General features: G+C 59.8%; 17 protein-coding genes. 7 read left to right on the top strand and 10 right to left on the bottom strand.

The window, feature by feature from the left end:
* From Q0753_RS10545 to lpxL, 3 genes are all read right to left on the bottom strand, one after another.
* Positions 1 to 522, bottom strand: a 522-nt coding sequence (locus tag Q0753_RS10545; protein WP_298720318.1) for an IS630 family transposase, incomplete at its 3' end; no start/stop codon positions are given.
* Positions 464 to 1,003 carry a helix-turn-helix domain-containing protein gene (locus Q0753_RS10540; protein ID WP_298720315.1) on the bottom strand — a complete coding sequence of 180 codons (540 nt, stop codon included), beginning with the start codon at positions 1,001 to 1,003 and terminating at the stop codon, positions 464 to 466. The genes Q0753_RS10540 and Q0753_RS10545, both read right to left, overlap by 59 nt.
* Before the next feature lie 270 nt (positions 1,004 to 1,273).
* On the bottom strand, positions 1,274 to 2,197 hold the full coding sequence (gene lpxL / locus Q0753_RS10535; RefSeq protein WP_298720312.1) for an LpxL/LpxP family Kdo(2)-lipid IV(A) lauroyl/palmitoleoyl acyltransferase: 924 nt from the start codon (positions 2,195 to 2,197) through the stop codon (positions 1,274 to 1,276).
* A 137-nt stretch (positions 2,198 to 2,334) separates the two neighbouring features.
* On the opposite strand from lpxL, the gene hldE reads away from it, so the two are divergent.
* Positions 2,335 to 3,759: a bifunctional D-glycero-beta-D-manno-heptose-7-phosphate kinase/D-glycero-beta-D-manno-heptose 1-phosphate adenylyltransferase HldE gene (hldE, locus tag Q0753_RS10530; protein WP_298720309.1), complete on the top strand. Its 1,425-nt coding sequence runs from the start codon at positions 2,335 to 2,337 to the stop codon at positions 3,757 to 3,759.
* A 62-nt stretch (positions 3,760 to 3,821) separates the two neighbouring features.
* On the opposite strand, the gene tolC is transcribed toward hldE, so the two are convergent.
* Positions 3,822 to 5,135, bottom strand: coding sequence for an outer membrane channel protein TolC (gene tolC / locus Q0753_RS10525; RefSeq protein ID WP_298720306.1), 1,314 nt, complete (start codon positions 5,133 to 5,135; stop codon positions 3,822 to 3,824).
* Positions 5,136 to 5,349: 214 nt separating this feature from the next.
* On the opposite strand from tolC, the gene nudF reads away from it, so the two are divergent.
* From nudF to parC, 6 genes are all read left to right on the top strand, one after another.
* Positions 5,350 to 5,964 carry an ADP-ribose diphosphatase gene (nudF, locus tag Q0753_RS10520; protein ID WP_298720303.1) on the top strand — a complete coding sequence of 205 codons (615 nt, stop codon included), beginning with the start codon at positions 5,350 to 5,352 and terminating at the stop codon, positions 5,962 to 5,964.
* 94 nt (positions 5,965 to 6,058) lie between these two features.
* Positions 6,059 to 6,544: a DUF1249 domain-containing protein gene (locus Q0753_RS10515; protein ID WP_298720337.1), complete on the top strand. Its 486-nt coding sequence runs from the start codon at positions 6,059 to 6,061 to the stop codon at positions 6,542 to 6,544.
* Positions 6,541 to 7,401, top strand: a complete 861-nt coding sequence (gene cpdA / locus Q0753_RS10510; RefSeq protein WP_298720300.1) for a 3',5'-cyclic-AMP phosphodiesterase — start codon at positions 6,541 to 6,543, stop codon at positions 7,399 to 7,401. The genes Q0753_RS10515 and cpdA overlap by 4 nt, the downstream gene beginning before the upstream one ends.
* Positions 7,401 to 7,973: a YqiA/YcfP family alpha/beta fold hydrolase gene (locus tag Q0753_RS10505; protein WP_298720334.1), complete on the top strand. Its 573-nt coding sequence runs from the start codon at positions 7,401 to 7,403 to the stop codon at positions 7,971 to 7,973. Before cpdA ends, Q0753_RS10505 begins: the two co-directional genes overlap by 1 nt.
* Positions 7,974 to 8,375: 402 nt before the next feature.
* Positions 8,376 to 10,271: a DNA topoisomerase IV subunit B gene (gene parE, locus Q0753_RS10500; RefSeq protein WP_298720297.1), complete on the top strand. Its 1,896-nt coding sequence runs from the start codon at positions 8,376 to 8,378 to the stop codon at positions 10,269 to 10,271.
* A gap of 13 nt (positions 10,272 to 10,284) precedes the next feature.
* Entirely contained in the window at positions 10,285 to 12,531 is a 2,247-nt protein-coding gene (gene parC / locus Q0753_RS10495) for a DNA topoisomerase IV subunit A (protein ID WP_298720294.1), read from the top strand.
* A gap of 241 nt (positions 12,532 to 12,772) precedes the next feature.
* Here parC and Q0753_RS10490 read toward each other — a convergent pair whose 3' ends face one another.
* From Q0753_RS10490 to Q0753_RS10465, 6 genes are all read right to left on the bottom strand, one after another.
* Positions 12,773 to 14,731: a methyl-accepting chemotaxis protein gene (locus Q0753_RS10490; protein WP_298720291.1), complete on the bottom strand. Its 1,959-nt coding sequence runs from the start codon at positions 14,729 to 14,731 to the stop codon at positions 12,773 to 12,775.
* A 332-nt stretch (positions 14,732 to 15,063) separates the two neighbouring features.
* A complete protein-coding gene (gene mutT / locus Q0753_RS10485; protein WP_298720288.1) occupies positions 15,064 to 15,480 on the bottom strand; it encodes an 8-oxo-dGTP diphosphatase MutT in 417 nt (138 codons plus the stop codon).
* Positions 15,470 to 15,661 carry a DNA gyrase inhibitor YacG gene (gene yacG, locus Q0753_RS10480; RefSeq protein WP_298720284.1) on the bottom strand — a complete coding sequence of 64 codons (192 nt, stop codon included), beginning with the start codon at positions 15,659 to 15,661 and terminating at the stop codon, positions 15,470 to 15,472. The genes mutT and yacG overlap by 11 nt, the downstream gene beginning before the upstream one ends.
* Complete coding sequence (gene zapD, locus Q0753_RS10475) at positions 15,658 to 16,392, bottom strand: cell division protein ZapD (RefSeq protein ID WP_298720281.1); 735 nt, start codon at positions 16,390 to 16,392, stop codon at positions 15,658 to 15,660. The genes yacG and zapD overlap by 4 nt, the downstream gene beginning before the upstream one ends.
* Positions 16,393 to 16,443: 51 nt before the next feature.
* Positions 16,444 to 17,589 carry a radical SAM family heme chaperone HemW gene (gene hemW / locus Q0753_RS10470; RefSeq protein ID WP_298720278.1) on the bottom strand — a complete coding sequence of 382 codons (1,146 nt, stop codon included), beginning with the start codon at positions 17,587 to 17,589 and terminating at the stop codon, positions 16,444 to 16,446.
* Positions 17,589 to 18,188, bottom strand: a complete 600-nt coding sequence (locus Q0753_RS10465) for an XTP/dITP diphosphatase (RefSeq protein WP_298720275.1) — start codon at positions 18,186 to 18,188, stop codon at positions 17,589 to 17,591. Before Q0753_RS10465 ends, hemW begins: the two co-directional genes overlap by 1 nt.
* Positions 18,189 to 18,265: the final 77 nt, after the last annotated feature.

Below are 18,265 nucleotides of genomic sequence, written 5' to 3'. Positions count from 1 at the left end.
GAAATCACTCCCAACTCCCTTGAATAGTGTTGAGACTTCATTCACTAACAGGTCTTTGCTCCAAGAAGTGAAACTGCACCAGTGATATTTAGCATGTTTCCACAAGATTTCGATCAGATTCAATTCCGGGCTGTATGGCGGTAGATAAAGAAGCACAAACAGGTGTTCATACAGCCACTTATCGCGCATCTCTGGGTCAATAAAGTGATGAATAGATGCATTATCCATCACCACGATAGTGACTTTATCCTGGCAGGATGATTGTGCTAATTTATCCAAAAATGGAACGACATGCTGCCGTTTCACCGAATGCTCAAAAAGCTCAAAGTCTAACGCCCCAGTGGCATAATCCAGCGCGCCAATCACATTCACGCGTTTGCGCCCAACGCTGGCATCAGCGAGATGCGTCACACCGAGCGGTGACCAGGCTCGCTGTACATTCGGTATACAAGAGAAGCCACTTTCATCGCAGTAGAGAAGCTCTATTTTGCCCGCTTTGGCCGCCTCTCGATATCCCGCCAAGCGGCCTTTTGCTTCTCGGAAAGCGACGTCGTCTCTTTTTTTCGAGACTGAGCCGGGTTCGTTTGAAAGAGAGCTTTCTGGCTCTCAGTCCAGCAGAAAGGCGATCCAAACTAAATGATGGGGCATCGGGATAAAGGTCGCGGACACGAGCAGCAATCTTGGCTAGCGTTAATGGCTCAGCGCGAGCGATTTCTGCGGCAGCATCCAACATGTCAGCAGTCAGCTTGGGAGGTCGGCCGCCTTTATGGCCAGTCAAAATGCCAGCCAATCCATTGGTTCGCCAGCCTTTTGCCCAGTTATAAACCGGCTGATCGCTCATCCGAAACATCTGGGTAATCTGCACAACGGTAACGCCATCATTCAGTGCGAGCAGCGCTAGTGCTCTTCGCCTGAAGTCTGGGAAAGGATGATGTTTTGACATCTCCTCCAGAGTGATGACCTCTTCGGCTGTCAGCGGTTGTCCTAATAGGCTTCGTTTCATACAGGGCCCCACAAAATGGCATCTATGATGACAGTATAGATCCACGTAGGTTATGCCGCATCACTTATATGGCAATTAGGTCAGTAGCTTTTCTTAATTTTTTACGCTGACTATCAATGCCATCGGTAATGGTCTTGAGGGAAAGTATGACATCAAGAAGATTGACCCGACAACACCTGGGTCAATATCTGGTCGCTATTCGAGAACAGGATTCCGAGGTGGAGATCAAGCACAACGAGTAACGTCCACAAAAATTTACCGCTTCCGGCTTTAATACCGATAAGGCACCCCTTCCGGGGTGGTCTTGAAGCGGCGGTGCAGCCACATGTACTGTTCGGGCGCCAGGCGGATGGCGGCTTCGATGACGCGGTTGCTGGTAATGGCGTCCTGCACATCGTCACCGACCGGAAAATCGGCAATGGGTGCCTGGATCAACAACCGGTAGCCGTCTTTCTCGCGCAGGGTAAAACAGGGCAGGGTAACGGTTTTCTTCACCCGCGCCAGGGTGGCGGTGCCGGTGATGGTGGCGGCGGTATCCACCGCAAAGAAGGGCACGAATACGCTGGCGTGGCGGCCGTAGTCGTGATCCGGCGCATACCAGAGTGCGTCGCCCTGGCGCAGGGCCTTGAGCATGCCCTTGATATCGAGTCGGTCCACCAGGTACTTGTTGGAACGGCAGCGGCCCTGCACCTGAGCGTATTCCAGCACCGGATTGGTGTTGGGGCGATAGACCCCCACGCCGGGGCGATAGAGGCCGAACTGGCGAGCATTCAGCTCCAGCGTCAGAAAGTGGGCCGACAGCAACAACATGCCCTGGCCTTTGGCCACGGCGGCATCCACATGCTCGGTGCCTTCCATGCGGGTGATGGCGCGCATGCGCCAGTGCGGCCAGAACCAGGCCATGCCGGTTTCGAAGATGGCGCAGCCTACGCTTTCGAAGTTGGCCTTGAGGGTGCGTTCCCGCTCCGACTCATCCAGCTCCGGCAGCGCCAGTTCCAGGTTGCGGCGGGCGACTCTGACCCGGGAGGTCAGTATCTTCATCGACAAGCGGCCCAGGCCTCGACCCAGCGCCATTTGTGCGCGCCAGGGCAGCAGGGTAACCAGCAGCCACAGCAGGCCCAGGCCCAGCCAGTTGAACAGGTAGCGCGGGTGTAGCAGCGCTTTGGTAAAGGGAGGAAGTCGAGAGTCGTGCATTGCGGTCGCCATTATCAACAAGTGACGGAATTCTAATTAACTCGGCCGCGAATGGCCACCAAAGGCCGGTCGACGGGTGCGATTATGGGTGGCTGTGATAATATTTCCCCTTTCCCATGTTCAAAAGAGTCGGAACCATGAAGATCAAGTTGCCGGAATTCGATAGTGCCAGGGTGCTGGTGATAGGAGATGTGATGCTGGACCGGTACTGGTCCGGCCCCACCGGACGTATCTCGCCCGAAGCTCCGGTGCCTGTGGTCAAGGTTGAGCACAACGAAGAACGTCCCGGCGGTGCGGCCAACGTGGCGCTCAACGTGGCGGCATTGGGGGCCAGGGCTCGTCTGCTGGGTCTGACCGGCACCGATGAGGCGGCGACCTCGCTGCAGGACAAGATGCAGGGGGTGGGGGTGGAGTGCGACTTCGTGCGTCTGCCCAGCCACCCCACCATCACCAAGTTGCGGGTAATGAGCCGCAACCAGCAGCTGCTGCGACTGGACTTCGAAGAAGGCTTTGCCCCGGAAGACGCGGCCCCGCTGACCGACAAGACCCGTGCCGCCCTGAGCCGGGCCGGTGTGGTGGTGCTGTCGGATTACGCCAAGGGTGCGCTGGCGCAGGTGCAAACGCTGATCCGGGCCGCCAATCAGGCGGGCGTGCCGGTACTGGTGGATCCCAAGGGTTCCGATTTCGAGAAATATCGCGGTGCCACCCTGCTGACTCCCAACATGAGCGAATTCGAAGCCGTGGTGGGCAAGGTGAAAGACGAGCAGGAACTGGTGGCCCGCGGGCGGGAACTGGTGCAAAAATTCGACTTCAAGGCGCTGCTGGTGACCCGCTCCGAGCACGGCATGACCCTGATCCGCGCCGATGAAGACGAGCTGCATCTGCCGGCTCAGGCCCATGAGGTGTTCGATGTCACCGGTGCCGGCGATACCGTGATTGCCACCCTTGCCACCAGCCTGGCCGCCGGCCTGCCGCTGGATGAAGCCTGCGCCCTGGCCAACGTGGCCGCCAGCATAGTGGTCGGCAAGCTGGGTACTTCTACCGTCTCCGCCATCGAACTGGCCAATGTGCTGTACGGTGCGCCCGAGTCCGGCATGGGCGTGGTGAGCGAGCAACAGCTGAAATACGTGGTGGACGCGGCCCGTCGCCGCGGCGAAAAAATCGTGATGACCAACGGCTGTTTCGACATACTGCACGCCGGCCATGTGTCTTATCTCAATCATGCTCGTCAGCTGGGCGACCGGCTGATCGTGGCGGTGAATACCGATGCTTCGGTGCGGGCGCTCAAGGGCGACGGCCGCCCGGTGAACACGGTAGACAGACGCATGGCGGTGCTGGCCGGTCTGGGCGCGGTCGACTGGGTGGTGCCCTTCAGTGAAGAGACCCCGCAACGGCTGATCGCCGAGACCCTGCCGGATGTGCTGGTCAAGGGCGGCGACTACAAGCCGGAAGAGATTGCCGGCTTCGAGGAAGTGACCGCCAACGGCGGCGAGGTCAAGGTGCTCAACTTCGAAGACGGTTGCTCCACCACCGCCATCATTCAGGCCATTCGCACCCGCTAAGAGTTAACCAGATAAAAAAACGGGGCCTTCGAGGCCCCGTTTTTGATCGTGAGTAACGGCCGTCAGCGCTTCAGTCCGTTGTTGATATCTATCAGATCCTGCTCGGTCAGGTTACCGGCGGCCTGCTTCAGCTGCAGCTGGCTCAGAATATAGTTGTAGCGGGCGGCAGACAGGTTTTGCTTGGCGTCATACAACTGACGGGTGGCGTTAAGCACATCGACGATGGTACGGGTGCCGACTTCATAGCCTGCTTCGGTGGCGTCGAGCGCGCTCTGGGCCGAGATCACGAACTGCTCGAAGGCGCGCACCGAGCCGGTGGCGGCACTGACGTCGTTGAACGAGGAATAGACCTGGCTCTGCACCGAGCGAAAGCTGCGCTCCAGCTGCTCGCTGGCGGCCACGTAGTTGTACTGGGCCTGCTTGACCTGCGAGCTGGTGGCGCCGCCGGTATAGACGGGAAGATTGAAGGTCAGGCCGATGGTGCCTTCGCTCAGGGTGCCGTCACTGGAGCCGAAACCTGAGCCGCTGTTCTTGCTATCGGTATAGTTGCTGTTCAGCCCGGCGTTCAGATCCAGAGTCGGCAGATGACCGGACTGGGCCAGACCGATTTGCTCGTTGGCGATGTCCTTGCCGATGCGCTGCAGGTGCAGCTCCAGGTTCTGCTCCAGGGCGATGTCCAGCCAGGCGTCGGCGGCGACTACCGAAGGCTGCGGGCTGAAGGTTTCGGTGTCGAGCTTGTTCAACCGGGCATAGCTCATGTTGGTCAGCTCTCGCAGGGCTTCCTTGGCATTGTTGACCGCGTTTTCGGCGCTGATTTCTTCGGCCAGGGCCTGATCGAACTGGGCCTGGGCCTCATGCACATCGGTCATGGCGCTCAGGCCGACTTCGAAACGTTGTTTGGTCTGATCGAGTTGGCGGCTGACCGCTTCCTTGTTGGCCTGAACAAAACTCAGGGTGTCTTCGGCGCTCAATACCGCAAAGTAGGCCTGGGTGGCACGCAGAATCAGGGCCTGCTGTACCTGCTTGTAGCTTACTTCGGTCTGGGTGGCGGCTTTCTCGGTGATGTCCAGGTTAATCCAGTTGGCCTTGCGATACAGCGACTGATCCAGGGTGGCGCCCACACCGGTACTGCTGCGGGTGGTGCGATCGTTCTGATTGCTCTGGGTGTAATTGGCGCTGGCCGCCAGGTTGACCTGGGGCAGCAGCGGGGCGCGGGATTCGTTGATTTTCTCGAAGGCGGCATCACGCTCGGCTTTGGCCTGGCGTACCTGGGGATCGTTTTGTGTCGCCTGCTGATAGATATCCAGCAAATCTTCGGCCTGGGCCGGGCCTGCCGCACAGAGCAATATCAGGGTCGATAACAGCGTTTTTTTCATTGTGTGGCCTTACAGTTCGGGGTGAGCAATTATCAGCCGTGCTAAGTGCAGGCAGTTGTTTTTTATCCGTTCAGTATAACGATAATATCGCTATGATTCGTTCGGTACCATGCTGATGGATGCCATCGCGGCGTCGAGCGATGTGTGAATGAACGTTCATTCATTTTGGGGCTAGTCTAAAATCTGCCGGTTAAATGTCAAGAAAGGAGTCGTCATGGGTACAAAAAATCACCCCGGTTTTGGCCGGGAAGACCTGCAGCTAGTGGCCGAAGAGGTGGGCTACCAGGGCTTTTTCCGTCTGCTGCGCCTGCGCCTGCGGCACAAGTTGTTTGCCGGTGGCTGGAGTGAGGAGATCACCCGCGAGCTGTTCGACCGGGGGCATGCGGCGGCGGTGTTGCCCTATGATCCGGTGCGCGACGAGGTGGTGCTGGTAGAACAATTCAGGGTCGGTGCCGTCCATGCCGCGGGCAGCCCCTGGTTGCTGGAAGTGGTGGCGGGCATTGTGGAGAAAGGCGAGTCGGAAGAAGAGGTGGTGCGCCGTGAAGCTCAGGAGGAAGCGGGCCTGACCCTGAACAAGCTGACCCGGGTGATGAGTTACTTTTCCACGCCCGGTGGCTGCAGCGAGCGCATCACCGTGTTTGTCGGCGAGGTGGATGCCAGTCAGGCGGCCAGCCATGCGGGGCTGGATAGCGAAAGTGAGGATATTCGGGTGCATCGCCTGCCCCGGGAGCAGGCGATGCAGTGGCTGGCCGAAGGCAAAATAGACAATGCCACCAGCATCATCGCCCTGCAGTGGCTGGAGCTGCAGCGGCTCAAGGGCGAGCTGTGAAGGGGCAGGAACAAGTGCTGTCTTTGACCAGACTCGGCAAAAACTGTTGTAATGGATGCAGATGAACGGCCCTGATCACCATGGCCGCCAGCAGATGAATGCCGTGTCAGCGCGCCGGCGGCAAGGAGAGTTGAGTGTGATTCCCAGGGGGGCTACCCGCAAACACGTACCGGATTTGAAGGCGTTGCAGCGCACCTGTGACGTTAATTATCTGGCCCTGATGAAACTGTTGCCCAGTGGGGCGGCGGTGGGCGAGAGCGTGTCGGTCGGCATCAGTGAGCAGGTGCTGTTCGTGCTGCGGGTGCTGGAAACGGCGCCTTATACCTGGCATGTTTCCATCGAACAATGCACGCCGGGCCTGCCCTCTTTTATGCGGATGAAGATCAAGGTTCGGCTGTATCACGATGTGCGCATGGCCGAAGTGTGTGCCAGTCAGCAGATTTTTACCCTGCAGTCGAGTTACCATTACCCCAATGAAAAAATGCATCATCCCAATGAAAAAGAGCAGGTTAACCTCTTTCTGGCCGAGTGGCTGAAATGTTGCCTATACCACGGATTCAGTACGGTTAAACAGCTTTGAACCAGGCCCGCACCCCATTAGATACCACAGAGATCAGCACCCACCGCGCCGACGGGGTGGTGGAGTTGCTGCAAATCACCGATACCCACCTCTTTGCCGATAAAGACGCAGACTTGCTGGGCATAGCCCCCTGGCACAGCTGCCGGGCGGTGGTGAACGCCATGCTCGAAGATCAGGATGAGGACGCGGCCAGTCGGCGTGATCTGATCCTGGCGACCGGTGATCTGTCACAGGATCACAGCGGGGCTTCCTATCGCCACTTTACCGACTTGATGAGTGAACTGGCGCCGCCGGTGTTCTGGCTGCCGGGCAATCACGACGATGCCCCCCTGATGCAGGCCGAGCTGGACCGTGCCGGTATCAGCAATGCCAAGCACCTGCTATGTGGTCAATGGCAGATACTGCTGCTCGACACCCAGCTTCCCGGTGAAACCCATGGCAGGCTGTCGGACTCCCAGCTGGCATTGCTTGAGCTGGCCATTGAGCGTTATCCGGATCATCACCTGCTGGTGGCGGTGCATCATCAGGCGCTGCCGGTGGGCTGTGCCTGGCTGGATCAGCACAATCTGCGCAATGCGGATGAGATGAGAGGCCTGCTGGCCCGTCATGGTGCTGCTCGCGTGGTGCTGTCCGGTCATGTGCATCAGGGCTTCGATCTGCACCATGATGGGGTGCGCTACCTGGCCAGCCCGTCTACCTGTATTCAGTTCAAGCCGCTGTCCGACGATTTTGCCCTCGACAGCACGGCACCGGGCTGGCGCGCCTTGTCGCTTTATCCCGATGGGCGTCTCAGCACCCAGGTGTGGCGCCTGCCGCCCGATGCCTTCGTACCCGACTTCAGTGCCAAGGGATATTGATAATGCCAACGCTGTTGTACCTGCATGGTTTCAATTCATCACCCCAATCCATCAAGGCCCGACTGATGCAGGAATATCTGCAGCAAAAACGGCCCGATATTCACTTTATCTGCCCGCAACTGGCGGCGACGCCGGCGGCGGCCTGGGCGCAGATAGCGGCTATCTGTGACGAGATTAAGGGGCCTTTCGGCGTGGCCGGCAGTTCACTCGGCGGTTTCTGGGCCACCCGTGTTGCCGAGCAGTTCGGGGTACGGGCCGTGGTGATCAATCCGGCGGTGCATCCCCATGTGCTGCTGCAGGATTACCTGGGCGAGCAAATCAATCCCTATACCGAGGAGCGTTACCTGCTGACGCCCACCCACATGCAAGAGCTGGCCGAACTGCGGGTCGAGGCGCCCAGTTGCATGGATCGCATCTGGCTGTTGCAGCAGCAGGGCGACGAGGTGCTCGATTACCGGGAAGCGCTGGAATACTACCGTTTTGCCCGGGTCTGCATTCAGAAGGGCGGCGACCACTCCTTCGTCGGCTTCGGCCACTACTGCGCCCCGCTCATTCGTTTTCTGCAGTTATAAGGCTGTTTCCTGGTCGCCACTTGACCGTATTAAAGAGGCAACAGAGTTGCCTCCCTCGACACGCCATGAACCCATCCATGGGGGCTCGGAAATGCCATCCCTGGCATTTCACGGTCGTGGGAGGCAATCCCTGTAGCCTCTCCCATGACCCGGAGCTGTCTGTTGGATGAGTCATCAGGCGGCTCCGCTGCTTGAGGGAGGACAAAGGGATCTGCTCAGCCGACCATCCGCGCCATGGATGGCGCGGCTGAGCCTCCAGGGAGGGATTCACGGCGAGTCGGCAGAGCGGGCCCTTTGTCCGATTGTGGACTCAAGTATCAGCCACTGGGTTTTGGGCCGCTTTGCGCTTGCGCCTGCAGGTAGTAAGATGCGGGCAACGAATTCTGATTACCGAAGGTCAATATGACATCGAGTCAATATACTGCCGACGCCATTGAAGTCCTCAATGGTCTGGAGCCGGTGCGTCGTCGCCCCGGCATGTATACGGACACTAGCCGACCCAACCACCTGGGTCAGGAAGTTATCGATAACAGCGTGGATGAGGCCCTGGCCGGCCACGCCAGCAAGGTCGAAGTGATACTGCATGCCGATCAGTCGCTGGAAGTTGTTGATGACGGCCGCGGCATGCCGGTGGACATTCACCCGGAAGAAGGCATCTCCGGGGTCGAGCTGATCTTCTGCAAGCTGCACGCCGGCGGCAAGTTTTCCAACAAGAACTACCAGTTTTCCGGCGGTCTGCACGGCGTGGGTATCTCGGTGGTCAACGGCCTGAGTACTCGGGTGGACGTGACCGTGCGTCGTGGTGGCCAGGTGTTCGAGATGGCCTTCGAAAACGGCAACAAGGTGAGTGAACTCACCGTCACCGGCACCTGTGGCCAGCGCAACAGCGGCACCCGGGTACGGTTCTGGCCCGATGCCGGCTACTTCGACTCTCCCCGATTCTCCGTTTCCCGGCTCAAGCACCTGCTCAAGGCCAAGGCGGTACTCTGCCCGGGCCTGACTATTCGCTTTCAGGACAAGGTCAACGACGAAACCCTGGAATGGTGTTATCAGGACGGCCTGAAAGACTACCTGGTGGAGTCGGTCAAGGACTTCACCTGCCTGCCCGAGCAGCCGTTTACCGGCAACTTTGCCACCGAGCAGTCGGCGGTGGAATGGGCGCTGACCTGGCTGCCCGACGGCGGCGAGGGGCTGGGCGAAAGCTACGTCAACCTGATCCCCACCGCCCAGGGCGGTACCCATGTCAACGGCCTGCGACAGGGCCTGCTCGATGCCATGCGCGACTTCTGCGAATTCCGCAACCTGCTGCCGCGTGGCGTCAAGCTGACGCCGGACGATATCTGGGAACGCTGCGCCTATATCCTCTCGGTCAAGATGCAGGATCCCCAGTTCGCCGGTCAGACCAAGGAGCGGCTGTCGTCACGTCAGTGTTCTGCTTTCGTTTCCGGCATCGTGAAAGATGCCTTCAGCCTGTGGCTGAACCAGCATACCGAGCTGGCCGAGCAGATTGCCGAGCTGTGTATCAGCAGCGCCCAGCGCCGCCTGCGCCAGGCCAAGAAGGTGGTGCGCAAGAAGGTGACTCAGGGGCCGGCGCTGCCCGGCAAGCTGACCGACTGCGCCTGCTCCGACCCCATGCGGGGCGAGTTGTTTCTGGTTGAGGGTGACTCGGCCGGCGGCAGCGCCAAGCAGGCACGGGATCGGGAGTTTCAGGCCATCATGCCGCTGCGCGGCAAGATACTGAACACCTGGGAAGTCGAGTCCGGCCAGGTGCTGGCCTCGCAGGAAGTGCACGATATTTCGGTGGCCATCGGCCTGGATCCGGACTCGACCGACTTGTCCGATCTGCGCTACGGCAAGATTTGTATTCTCGCCGATGCGGACTCCGATGGTCTGCATATCGCCACCCTGCTGTGCGCGCTGTTTGTGCGCCATTTCCATCATCTGGTGGAGCAGGGGCATGTCTATGTGGCCATGCCGCCGCTGTATCGCATCGATGTGGGCAAGGAAGTGTTCTATGCCCTCGACGAAGGCGAGCGCGACGGTGTACTGGAACGGATCAAGGCCGAGAAGAAAAAAGGCAAGGTGCAGGTGACCCGCTTCAAGGGCCTGGGTGAGATGAACCCCAAGCAATTGCGCGAAACCACCCTGGATCCCAACACCCGCCGGCTGGTGCAGCTGACGGTGGACGACATGGAAGCCACCGAGAAACTGATGGACATGCTGCTGGCCAAGAAGCGTTCAAGCGATCGCCGCGAATGGCTGGAAACCAAGGGCAACCTGGTCGACCCCCTGGCCTGAGGAAAGAGACAGAATGAACAACAACGATTTTACCATGGAAGGCGTAGAGCGCCTGCCATTGCACACCTTTACCGAGCAGGCCTATCTCAACTATTCCATGTACGTGATCATGGACAGAGCCTTGCCCCATATCGGCGATGGCCTCAAGCCGGTGCAGCGCCGCATCATCTACGCCATGAGCGAACTGGGCCTGTCGGCCCTGTCCAAGCACAAGAAGTCCGCCCGTACCGTGGGCGACGTGCTGGGTAAGTATCATCCCCACGGCGACTCCGCCTGTTACGAGGCCATGGTGCTGATGGCTCAGCCGTTCTCTTACCGTTATCCGCTGGTGGATGGTCAGGGTAACTGGGGCGCGCCGGACGATCCCAAGTCGTTCGCCGCCATGCGTTATACCGAGGCGCGATTGTCCCGTTTCTCCGAGCTGCTGTTGTCCGAGCTGGGCCAGGGCACGGTGGAGTGGATTCCCAACTTCGACGGCACCATGAAAGAGCCGCGCATGCTGCCGGCCCGGCTGCCGCACATACTGCTGAACGGCATTACCGGCATCGCCGTGGGCATGGCCACCGATGTTCCGCCGCACAACGTGCGTGAAATCGCCAATGCCTGTGTGCACATGCTGGACAATCCCAAGGCGACGGTAGCAGAGCTGATGGCCTTCGTGGACGGCCCCGACTACCCGACCCGGGCCGAAATCATTACCCCCAGGGCCGATATTCGCAAAATTTACGAAACCGGCCGGGGCAGTATCAAGATGCGGGCCGTCTACCAGATGGAGCAGGGCGATATCGTGATCACCGCGCTGCCGCATCAGGCCAGCGGCGGCAAGATCCTGGAGCAGATCGCCGGCCAGATGCAGGCGAAGAAGCTGCCGATGGTGGCGGATCTGCGCGATGAAGCGGATCACGAAAACCCGACCCGGCTGGTGATCATTCCCCGATCCAACCGGGTAGACGTGGATCAGCTGATGCAGCACCTGTTTGCCAGCACCGATCTGGAGAAGAGCTACCGGGTCAACCTCAACATGCTGGGGCTGGACAGCCGGCCTCAGGTGAAGACGTTGAATATGATCCTCGGCGAATGGCTGCAGTTCCGTCGGCAAACGGTGCGCAACCGGCTGCAATACCGGCTGGACAAGGTCGAGGCCCGGCTGCATATTCTGGCCGGTCTGCTGATCGCCTTCCTCAATATCGACGAGGTGATCGAGATCATCCGCAGTGAGGACGAGCCCAAGCCGGTGCTGATGAGCCGCTTCGAGCTGACCGAGATCCAGGCCGAAGCCATTCTGGAGCTGAAACTGCGCCACCTGGCCAAGCTGGAAGAAGTGAAGATCCGCGGTGAGCAGGACGAGCTGGCCGCCGAGCGTGACAAGCTGGCCCTGTTGCTGGGCTCCGAGCGCCGGCTTAATACCCTGATCAAGAAAGAGATACTGGCCGACGCCGAAAAATACGGTGACGACCGGCTGTCGCCGCTGGTCGAGCGGGAAGAAGCCAAAGCCCTGAGCGAGAAAGAGCTGATCCCGAGCGAACCGGTGACCGTGGTGCTGTCTGACAAGGGCTGGATCCGCTCGGCCAAGGGTCTGGATGTGGACGGCACCACCCTGAACTACAAGGCGGGCGACCACTTTCTGGATGCGGCCTCCGGGCGCAGTAACCAGATGGCGGTATTTCTGTCCAATATCGGTCGCGCCTACGGTCAGGATGCCCACAGTCTGCCCTCGGCCCGAGGTCAGGGCGAGCCACTGACCGGCCGCTGCAGCCTGAGTCCGGGCGAGCAGGCCAACTTTGTGCTGATGGGCGACGACGAGCGGCTGTTCCTGATGGCGTCCGACGCCGGTTACGGTTTCGTCTGCCGCTTCGGTGACATGGTCAGCCGCAACAAGAACGGCAAGGCGCTGCTGACGGTGCCCACCGGCGGTGTGGTGCTGAAACCCGTGGCGGTCGATCAGCTGGACAGCAGCCAGTGTCTGGCGGTGACCAATGAAGGCCGCATGTTGCTGTTTCCGCTCAAGGATCTGCCGTTGCTGGGCAAGGGCAAGGGCAACAAGATCATCGGCATTCCCGGTGCCAAGGTGCAGGCGCGGGAAGACTTCATCAAGCAGCTGGTGGTGGTGCCGGTTGGGGCTAACGTCACCCTGCATGCGGGCAAGCGCAAGCTGACCCTCAAACCCGCCGATCTGGCCCATTATCAGGGCGAACGCGGTCGCCGTGGCGCCCTGCTGCCCCGCGGCCTGCAACGGGTAGACAGCCTGGAAATCGAATAAAAAACGTGAGGGGTGAAGGGAAAGGCGTGAGGGGAAATTTGATACCCCTTACGTCTCACCCTTTACCCCTCACATTTATTTTGGAGGTTCCATTATCGGTGGTGGGGTTTCCCCGTTACATCCGAATCTTGCCGAAAACCGCTCGTTTGCAGTCACAAAAAGCCGCAAGCTGTGTTGGCTTACGGCTTACGGCTTACGGCTTACGGCTTACGGCTTACGGCTTACGGCTTACGGCTTATGCTCAGATCCGGAACTGATTGACCAGCTTGCCCAGCTCACCGGCCAGGTCGGCCTGGCGCCCGGCGGTATCGGCCACCTGGGTCGAGACCTGATTGACCTCGCTGGCAGCGCTATGGATGGCGCCAATATTGGCGTTGATGCTCTCCGCCACCTGATGCTGCTGCTCGGCGGCGCTGGAGATCTGGGTGGTCATGTCGGTGATTTCGTCTACCGATACCTTGATAGCTTCGAATGCATCTCGTGCCTGGCCCGAGCGTAGCACCACCTGCTCCGACTGCTGCTGGCTGGCCTCCATGTTTTCCACTGCCTGACGAGTTTGCTGGTTGAGGCCGGCCAGCAGGCTGTCGATCTCGGCGGTGGACACCTGGGTGCGTTGTGCCAGGGTACGCACCTCGTCTGCCACCACCGCGAAGCCCCGGCCATGCTCCCCGGCCCGTGCTGCCTCGATGGCGGCGTTGAGGGCCAGCAGGTTGGTCTGTTCGGCGATGCCGCGGATAACATCCAGAATGGAGTTGATTCGACCGCTTTCCGCCTCCAGCTGGCGGATATGCAGCGCCGACTGACCCAGCTGCTCGCTCAGGGCCCGCACGCTTGCCTCTGTGTCCAGCATCACGGCCTTGCCCTGGTCGCCGGCACGCTGGCCCTGGGCCGCCGCCTGGGCCGACCTGTTGCAGTTGTTGGCTACCTCGTTGGCGGAGGCCGACATCTCGGTCAGGGCGGTGGCCATGCGTTCTACTTCCTTCAGCTGATGACCGCTGGCGGTGTCTACCGCCGTCGCATTCTCACGACCGAGGGTAGACACGGCATCGACCTGATGGGCGGTATCCTTGATGCGGATTACCAGCTGCTGGATGGACTCCAGGAACTGATTGAACCAGCGAGCCAGCTCGCCGGTTTCGTCCCGGCTGCCGATGGTGAGGCGGCGGGTCAGATCTCCTTCGCCCTGAGCGATGTCCTTGAGCCCGCGGCTCACCGCCAGTATGGGGTTGACCAGCAGTCCTGACAGCCACCAGGCCAGCAGTAATACCAGAACCACCACCAGGGCGGTACTGCCCAGCGTGGTCCATAGCATCTGCTGGGCCGGAGCCAGGATCTCGTGTTCCGGCATCAGGGCAATGAACTTCCAGCCGAGGGAGGGGGAAGGATATACCAGAGCCCGGAAGTCCTCACCGCCGAGCTCCAGCTCAAGCTGGCCTGCGTTGGTGTCGGACAGACGGCGGTAACCTTCGCCTTCCAGCTCGGACAGGAGACGGAAATTGTGTTCCGGTCGGGCGGCATCCACCAGCACGGTGCCACCGTCTTCGATCAGCATCAGGTAGCCCTTCTCTCCGAGCTGGGTCTGTTGAGTCATGTTGGTCAGCTCTTTCAGGGACACGTCCATCGCCATGACGCCATAATCCTGGCCATCCTGGTTCTTGAAGCTGCGCACTATCCCGATCATGGTGTTGTCGTCTACCGGCCAGTAGAAGGCGCCGGTGCGCATTACCTGGCCGGGGGCTTCCTGGGCTTTCTGATACCATGGGCGCGGGCGGGGGTCATAGCCGGCGGTGACCTCGCCCAGCGGCCATTGCACATAGCCGCCGTCCCGGGTACCCATGTAGACGTAGGCCAGGCCCGGATGGCTGTCGGCGAAGCGTTCGAATTCCCGGTATATCTCGGTCTCGATGCCGCCGTTACGATCCGGTGTCATCTTCCGATCCGGGCCCTGATGATAAGAGCTGATACTGTTGTCGGCCCGAGCCAGCAAGGGAGAGGTGGCGAGAAACGCTACGTCCTGGCCTATTTGCTCGAAATGGGCACTGAACGCCTGATCCAGCTTGTGAATTTCACTCTGGCCCTGCTCCAGGAAACGCTCCCCTGCCAACTGGCGGGCCTGGTGGATGGTGAAGGCGGACAGCAGTCCTATCGGCAGCAGCGTGGTCAGCAGCAAGGCCAGGATCAGTTTATGTTGAATACGCATGGGGGAGATGGTTCACGAGACGAGTTGAGAATGAGCTAGCTTAGGCAGGCCAGGCGAAGAGTGTCAAGAATGCTTGTTAATATTTTGTTTAGTTTTTATCTGTTTTGTTTAACATTGTTTGCGTGATGTTTCTGTTGTTCTGTCTGTGAAAGATGTGTACCGGGGCAGTTTGTTTGGGATGTAGATGGGGGCGGTGATTTCAGCAACGAGTTGAGCCTGCATTCGCGTTGCGCCAGAGGACATCTGGCGCTGTGTTGACTCGTTATTATTTGCTGTGATATCCGGCGGAATAAAAACGGTCGCCGAACACCTCTTGTTGATATGGAGTGGCTTCAGTGTCCGGCTTCGGTCTGCAGCTTGTTGACAATCGGGCTGTTGGCGGCGGGAAAGTCGTAGCTGTGCAGCTCGGTGACCGGTACCCAGCGGCTGGGCTGGCCTTCGAGGCCGTGCGGCTCGCCGGTGAAGGCGGTGACTTTGCGGATATCGAGCGTCACCTGCTTGTCGCCGTAGTCGTGTTCGATGAGCATGAAGGAATGACAGTCGGTTACTCGAATGCCGATTTCTTCTGCCAGCTCGCGGGCCAGGGCCTGGGCCACGGTTTCGCCGGCTTCGACCTTGCCACCGGGAAACTCCCACTTGTTGGCCTGATGCTGGCTGGCGCCACGGCGGCAGATGAATATCTCGCCCTCGGTATTTTCAATCACGCCCACCGCCACCAGCACCGACTTTTTGACGGTATCAGACCTCATTTTCATCATCCTGATCCGGCAGCCAGGCCGGGTCGCCGGGAATGCGCTTCTCTTCGTCGGCCCATTCACCCAGATCGATCAGCTGACAACGTTTGCTGCAGAAGGGACGAAACGGGCTCTGCTCGCCCCATTCCACCGTTTTTTTACAGGTAGGGCAGGGTACTGTGGTGATCTTGTTCATTTGATATTGGCCAATTCAAAGTCGATGTTGCCGATTTCGGTGTTACCGACCGGCATGAAGCGAATGGTATAGCGGTATTTGTTGCCGCTGACCACCGGGTAGGCGGCCAGCTCGGTCGGCAGACGCAGGCGGATCATCTCGGTCTGCTCGGCATTGTCCTGAAAGAAGCCATTGCTGGCTTGCTGATTTTTGAACTGACCGACTTCCCGCCACAGGGTCAGCAGCAATTCCAGTCCTTGTTGCAGCAACTGCAGTTGTGCCAGCCAGCCGTCGATGTCCTGTTGCTGGTTGGCGGTGGGCTGATGCAACCAGTAATGCAGCTGGGGCACGTCGAAGGCGCAGAGACCACCGGGAATGGCGAAACGGCTGCGCACGCTCGACAGCAGCTTGTCTTCGCGCAGCAGCTGGCCCAGACGGGCGGCGCGGGGCAGCTGTTGATTCAGGCTGGCCAGTTGCTGTTCCAGCTGGGACAGGGCGGCGGCATCGATACCGGGAACCTGGGCCCAGGCGGCCAGCTTGTTTTTCTGGATATCCAGATCCTTGGCCAGATCGGTGCGCACATCGCAGCGCTCCAGTAGCTCCATGATATCCAGCAGCGCCTTGAACAGCGCTATGGTCTGGCCGCTGGCGGTCAGGCTGCGGCACTGGTGAATTTGCTGCAGCAGCTCGTTGAGGCGCAAATAGTTGCGACACTTTTCATTGAGAGGGTATTCGTAAACCAGTGATGACATAAGGCTCCGGCCCGCAGAGTGAAGGCTGTAATAACGGCAAGTTTACCCGTATCAGTCGGTCATAAACAAATCGAGCAGTCGGTTAAGAAAGCGTCGGCCCAGGGGCGTCACTTGCCAGTGGGTTCCATCGTCTTCCAGCAGGCCCAGGCGCAGTGCCTCCGCCAGCGGGGCTTGCAGCTGTGTGGCAGACAGCCCGGTGAGGCTGGTCAGCTCCTGCCGGGGGATGGGTTCGAACAGTCGCAACCGGTTCATGAAGTATTCCAGCGACAGTTCCTGCGTCGCTATGGGCCAGTATTGATCCAGATAGGGGCGACCCGGCTCCAGATAGCCCTTGGGGTGCTTGACCTTGACGGTGCGCACCAGCTTGCCTTCGAGCGGCAGGGTGATTTTGCCGTGGGCGCCACAACCGATGCCCAGGTAGTCGCCGAAACGCCAGTAGTTGAGGTTGTGTTTCGCTTCATGGCCCGGTTTGGCGTAGGCGGATACCTCGTACTGGTGGTAGCCGTTCGCCAGCAGCAGCTCGTGGCCCTGCTCGTAGATATCGGCCAGCACCTCGTCTTCCGGCAAGGCCGGCGGACGTGAGGCGAAGGGCGTATTGGGCTCTATGGTGAGCTGATACCAGGACAGATGCGGCGGTGCCAGGGCGATGGCCTGTTCCAGATCCGACAGGGCATCGCTCAGGCTCTGCTCGGGCAGGCCGTGCATCAGATCCACATTGAAGGTATTCAGACCGACGCTCGCGGCTTCGCGGGCGGCAAAGCGGGCCTGCTCCGGATCGTGAATACGGCCCAGGCGGCGCAGTTGTTCGGACTGAAAACTCTGAATGCCGATGGAAATACGATTGACGCCGGCGGTCTTGAAACCGGCGAAGCGGCCAGCCTCCACCGTGCCCGGGTTGGCTTCCAGGGTGACTTCCATCTGGTCGTCAAAGGGAATCAGCTGTTGTACGCCACTCAGTAGCCGGCCGATGGCGTCGGGTGTCAGCAGGCTGGGGGTGCCGCCGCCGATAAAGATGCTGTGAAGCTGCCGCCCCTGTACCAGGTGCAGATCCTGGCGCAGATCATCCAGCAGTGCCGTGATATAGGCCTGCTCGGGAATCGTTTCTTTCATGGCGTGGGAATTGAAGTCGCAGTAGGGACACTTCTGCACACACCAGGGAACATGAATATAGAGGCTGAGCGGCGGTAATTGCAGCATCAGACTTGCTCTTGCAGCAGGGTCAGCAGCTGGCGCAGGGCCTGGCCGCGGTGACTGAGGCGGTTTTTCTCGGCGGCACCGAGTTCGGCGGCAGTTTTACCGGCCTCGGGCACGAAGAAGACGGGATCATAACCGAAGCCCTGTTCGCCTTGCGGCAGTTCGGTAATGCTGCCCTGCCAGGAGCCGCTGCAAATCAGCGGGGTAGGATCTTCGGCGTGGCGCATATAGACCAGCACACACCAGAAGGTGGCCTGGCGTTGCTCGGCCGGTACGCCGTTCAGTTCGGACAGCAGCAGCTCCAGGTTCTGCCGGTCGCTGGCTCCTTCGCCGGCAAAGCGGGCGGAATACACGCCGGGGCGGCCGTCGAGTGCACTGACTGCCAGCCCCGAGTCGTCGGCGATGGCCGGCAGTCCGGTCACGGCCGCCGCATGACGCGCCTTGATGATGGCGTTTTCGACGAAGGTGGTGCCGGTTTCATCGGCGTCATTCACGGCCAGCTCGGTCTGGGGGATCACTGTCATGCCCAGCTCACCGAGCAGACTTTGCAGTTCGGCAACTTTTTTGGCATTGCCGGAGGCCAGTACTATCTGCTTGCTCACCTTTGAGCTCCTGTCAGGCGTCTGAGCGCGCATGATAACACCGTGGCAGCCAGATGTGAGGAGTGAAACGTGAGGGG

Source organism: uncultured Oceanisphaera sp. (genome assembly GCF_947495715.1).
Classification (GTDB): domain Bacteria; phylum Pseudomonadota; class Gammaproteobacteria; order Enterobacterales; family Aeromonadaceae; genus Oceanimonas; species Oceanimonas sediminis.
The sequence above is the reverse complement of the archived record's forward strand: the minus strand, read 5'-3'. Positions and strand labels throughout refer to the sequence as shown.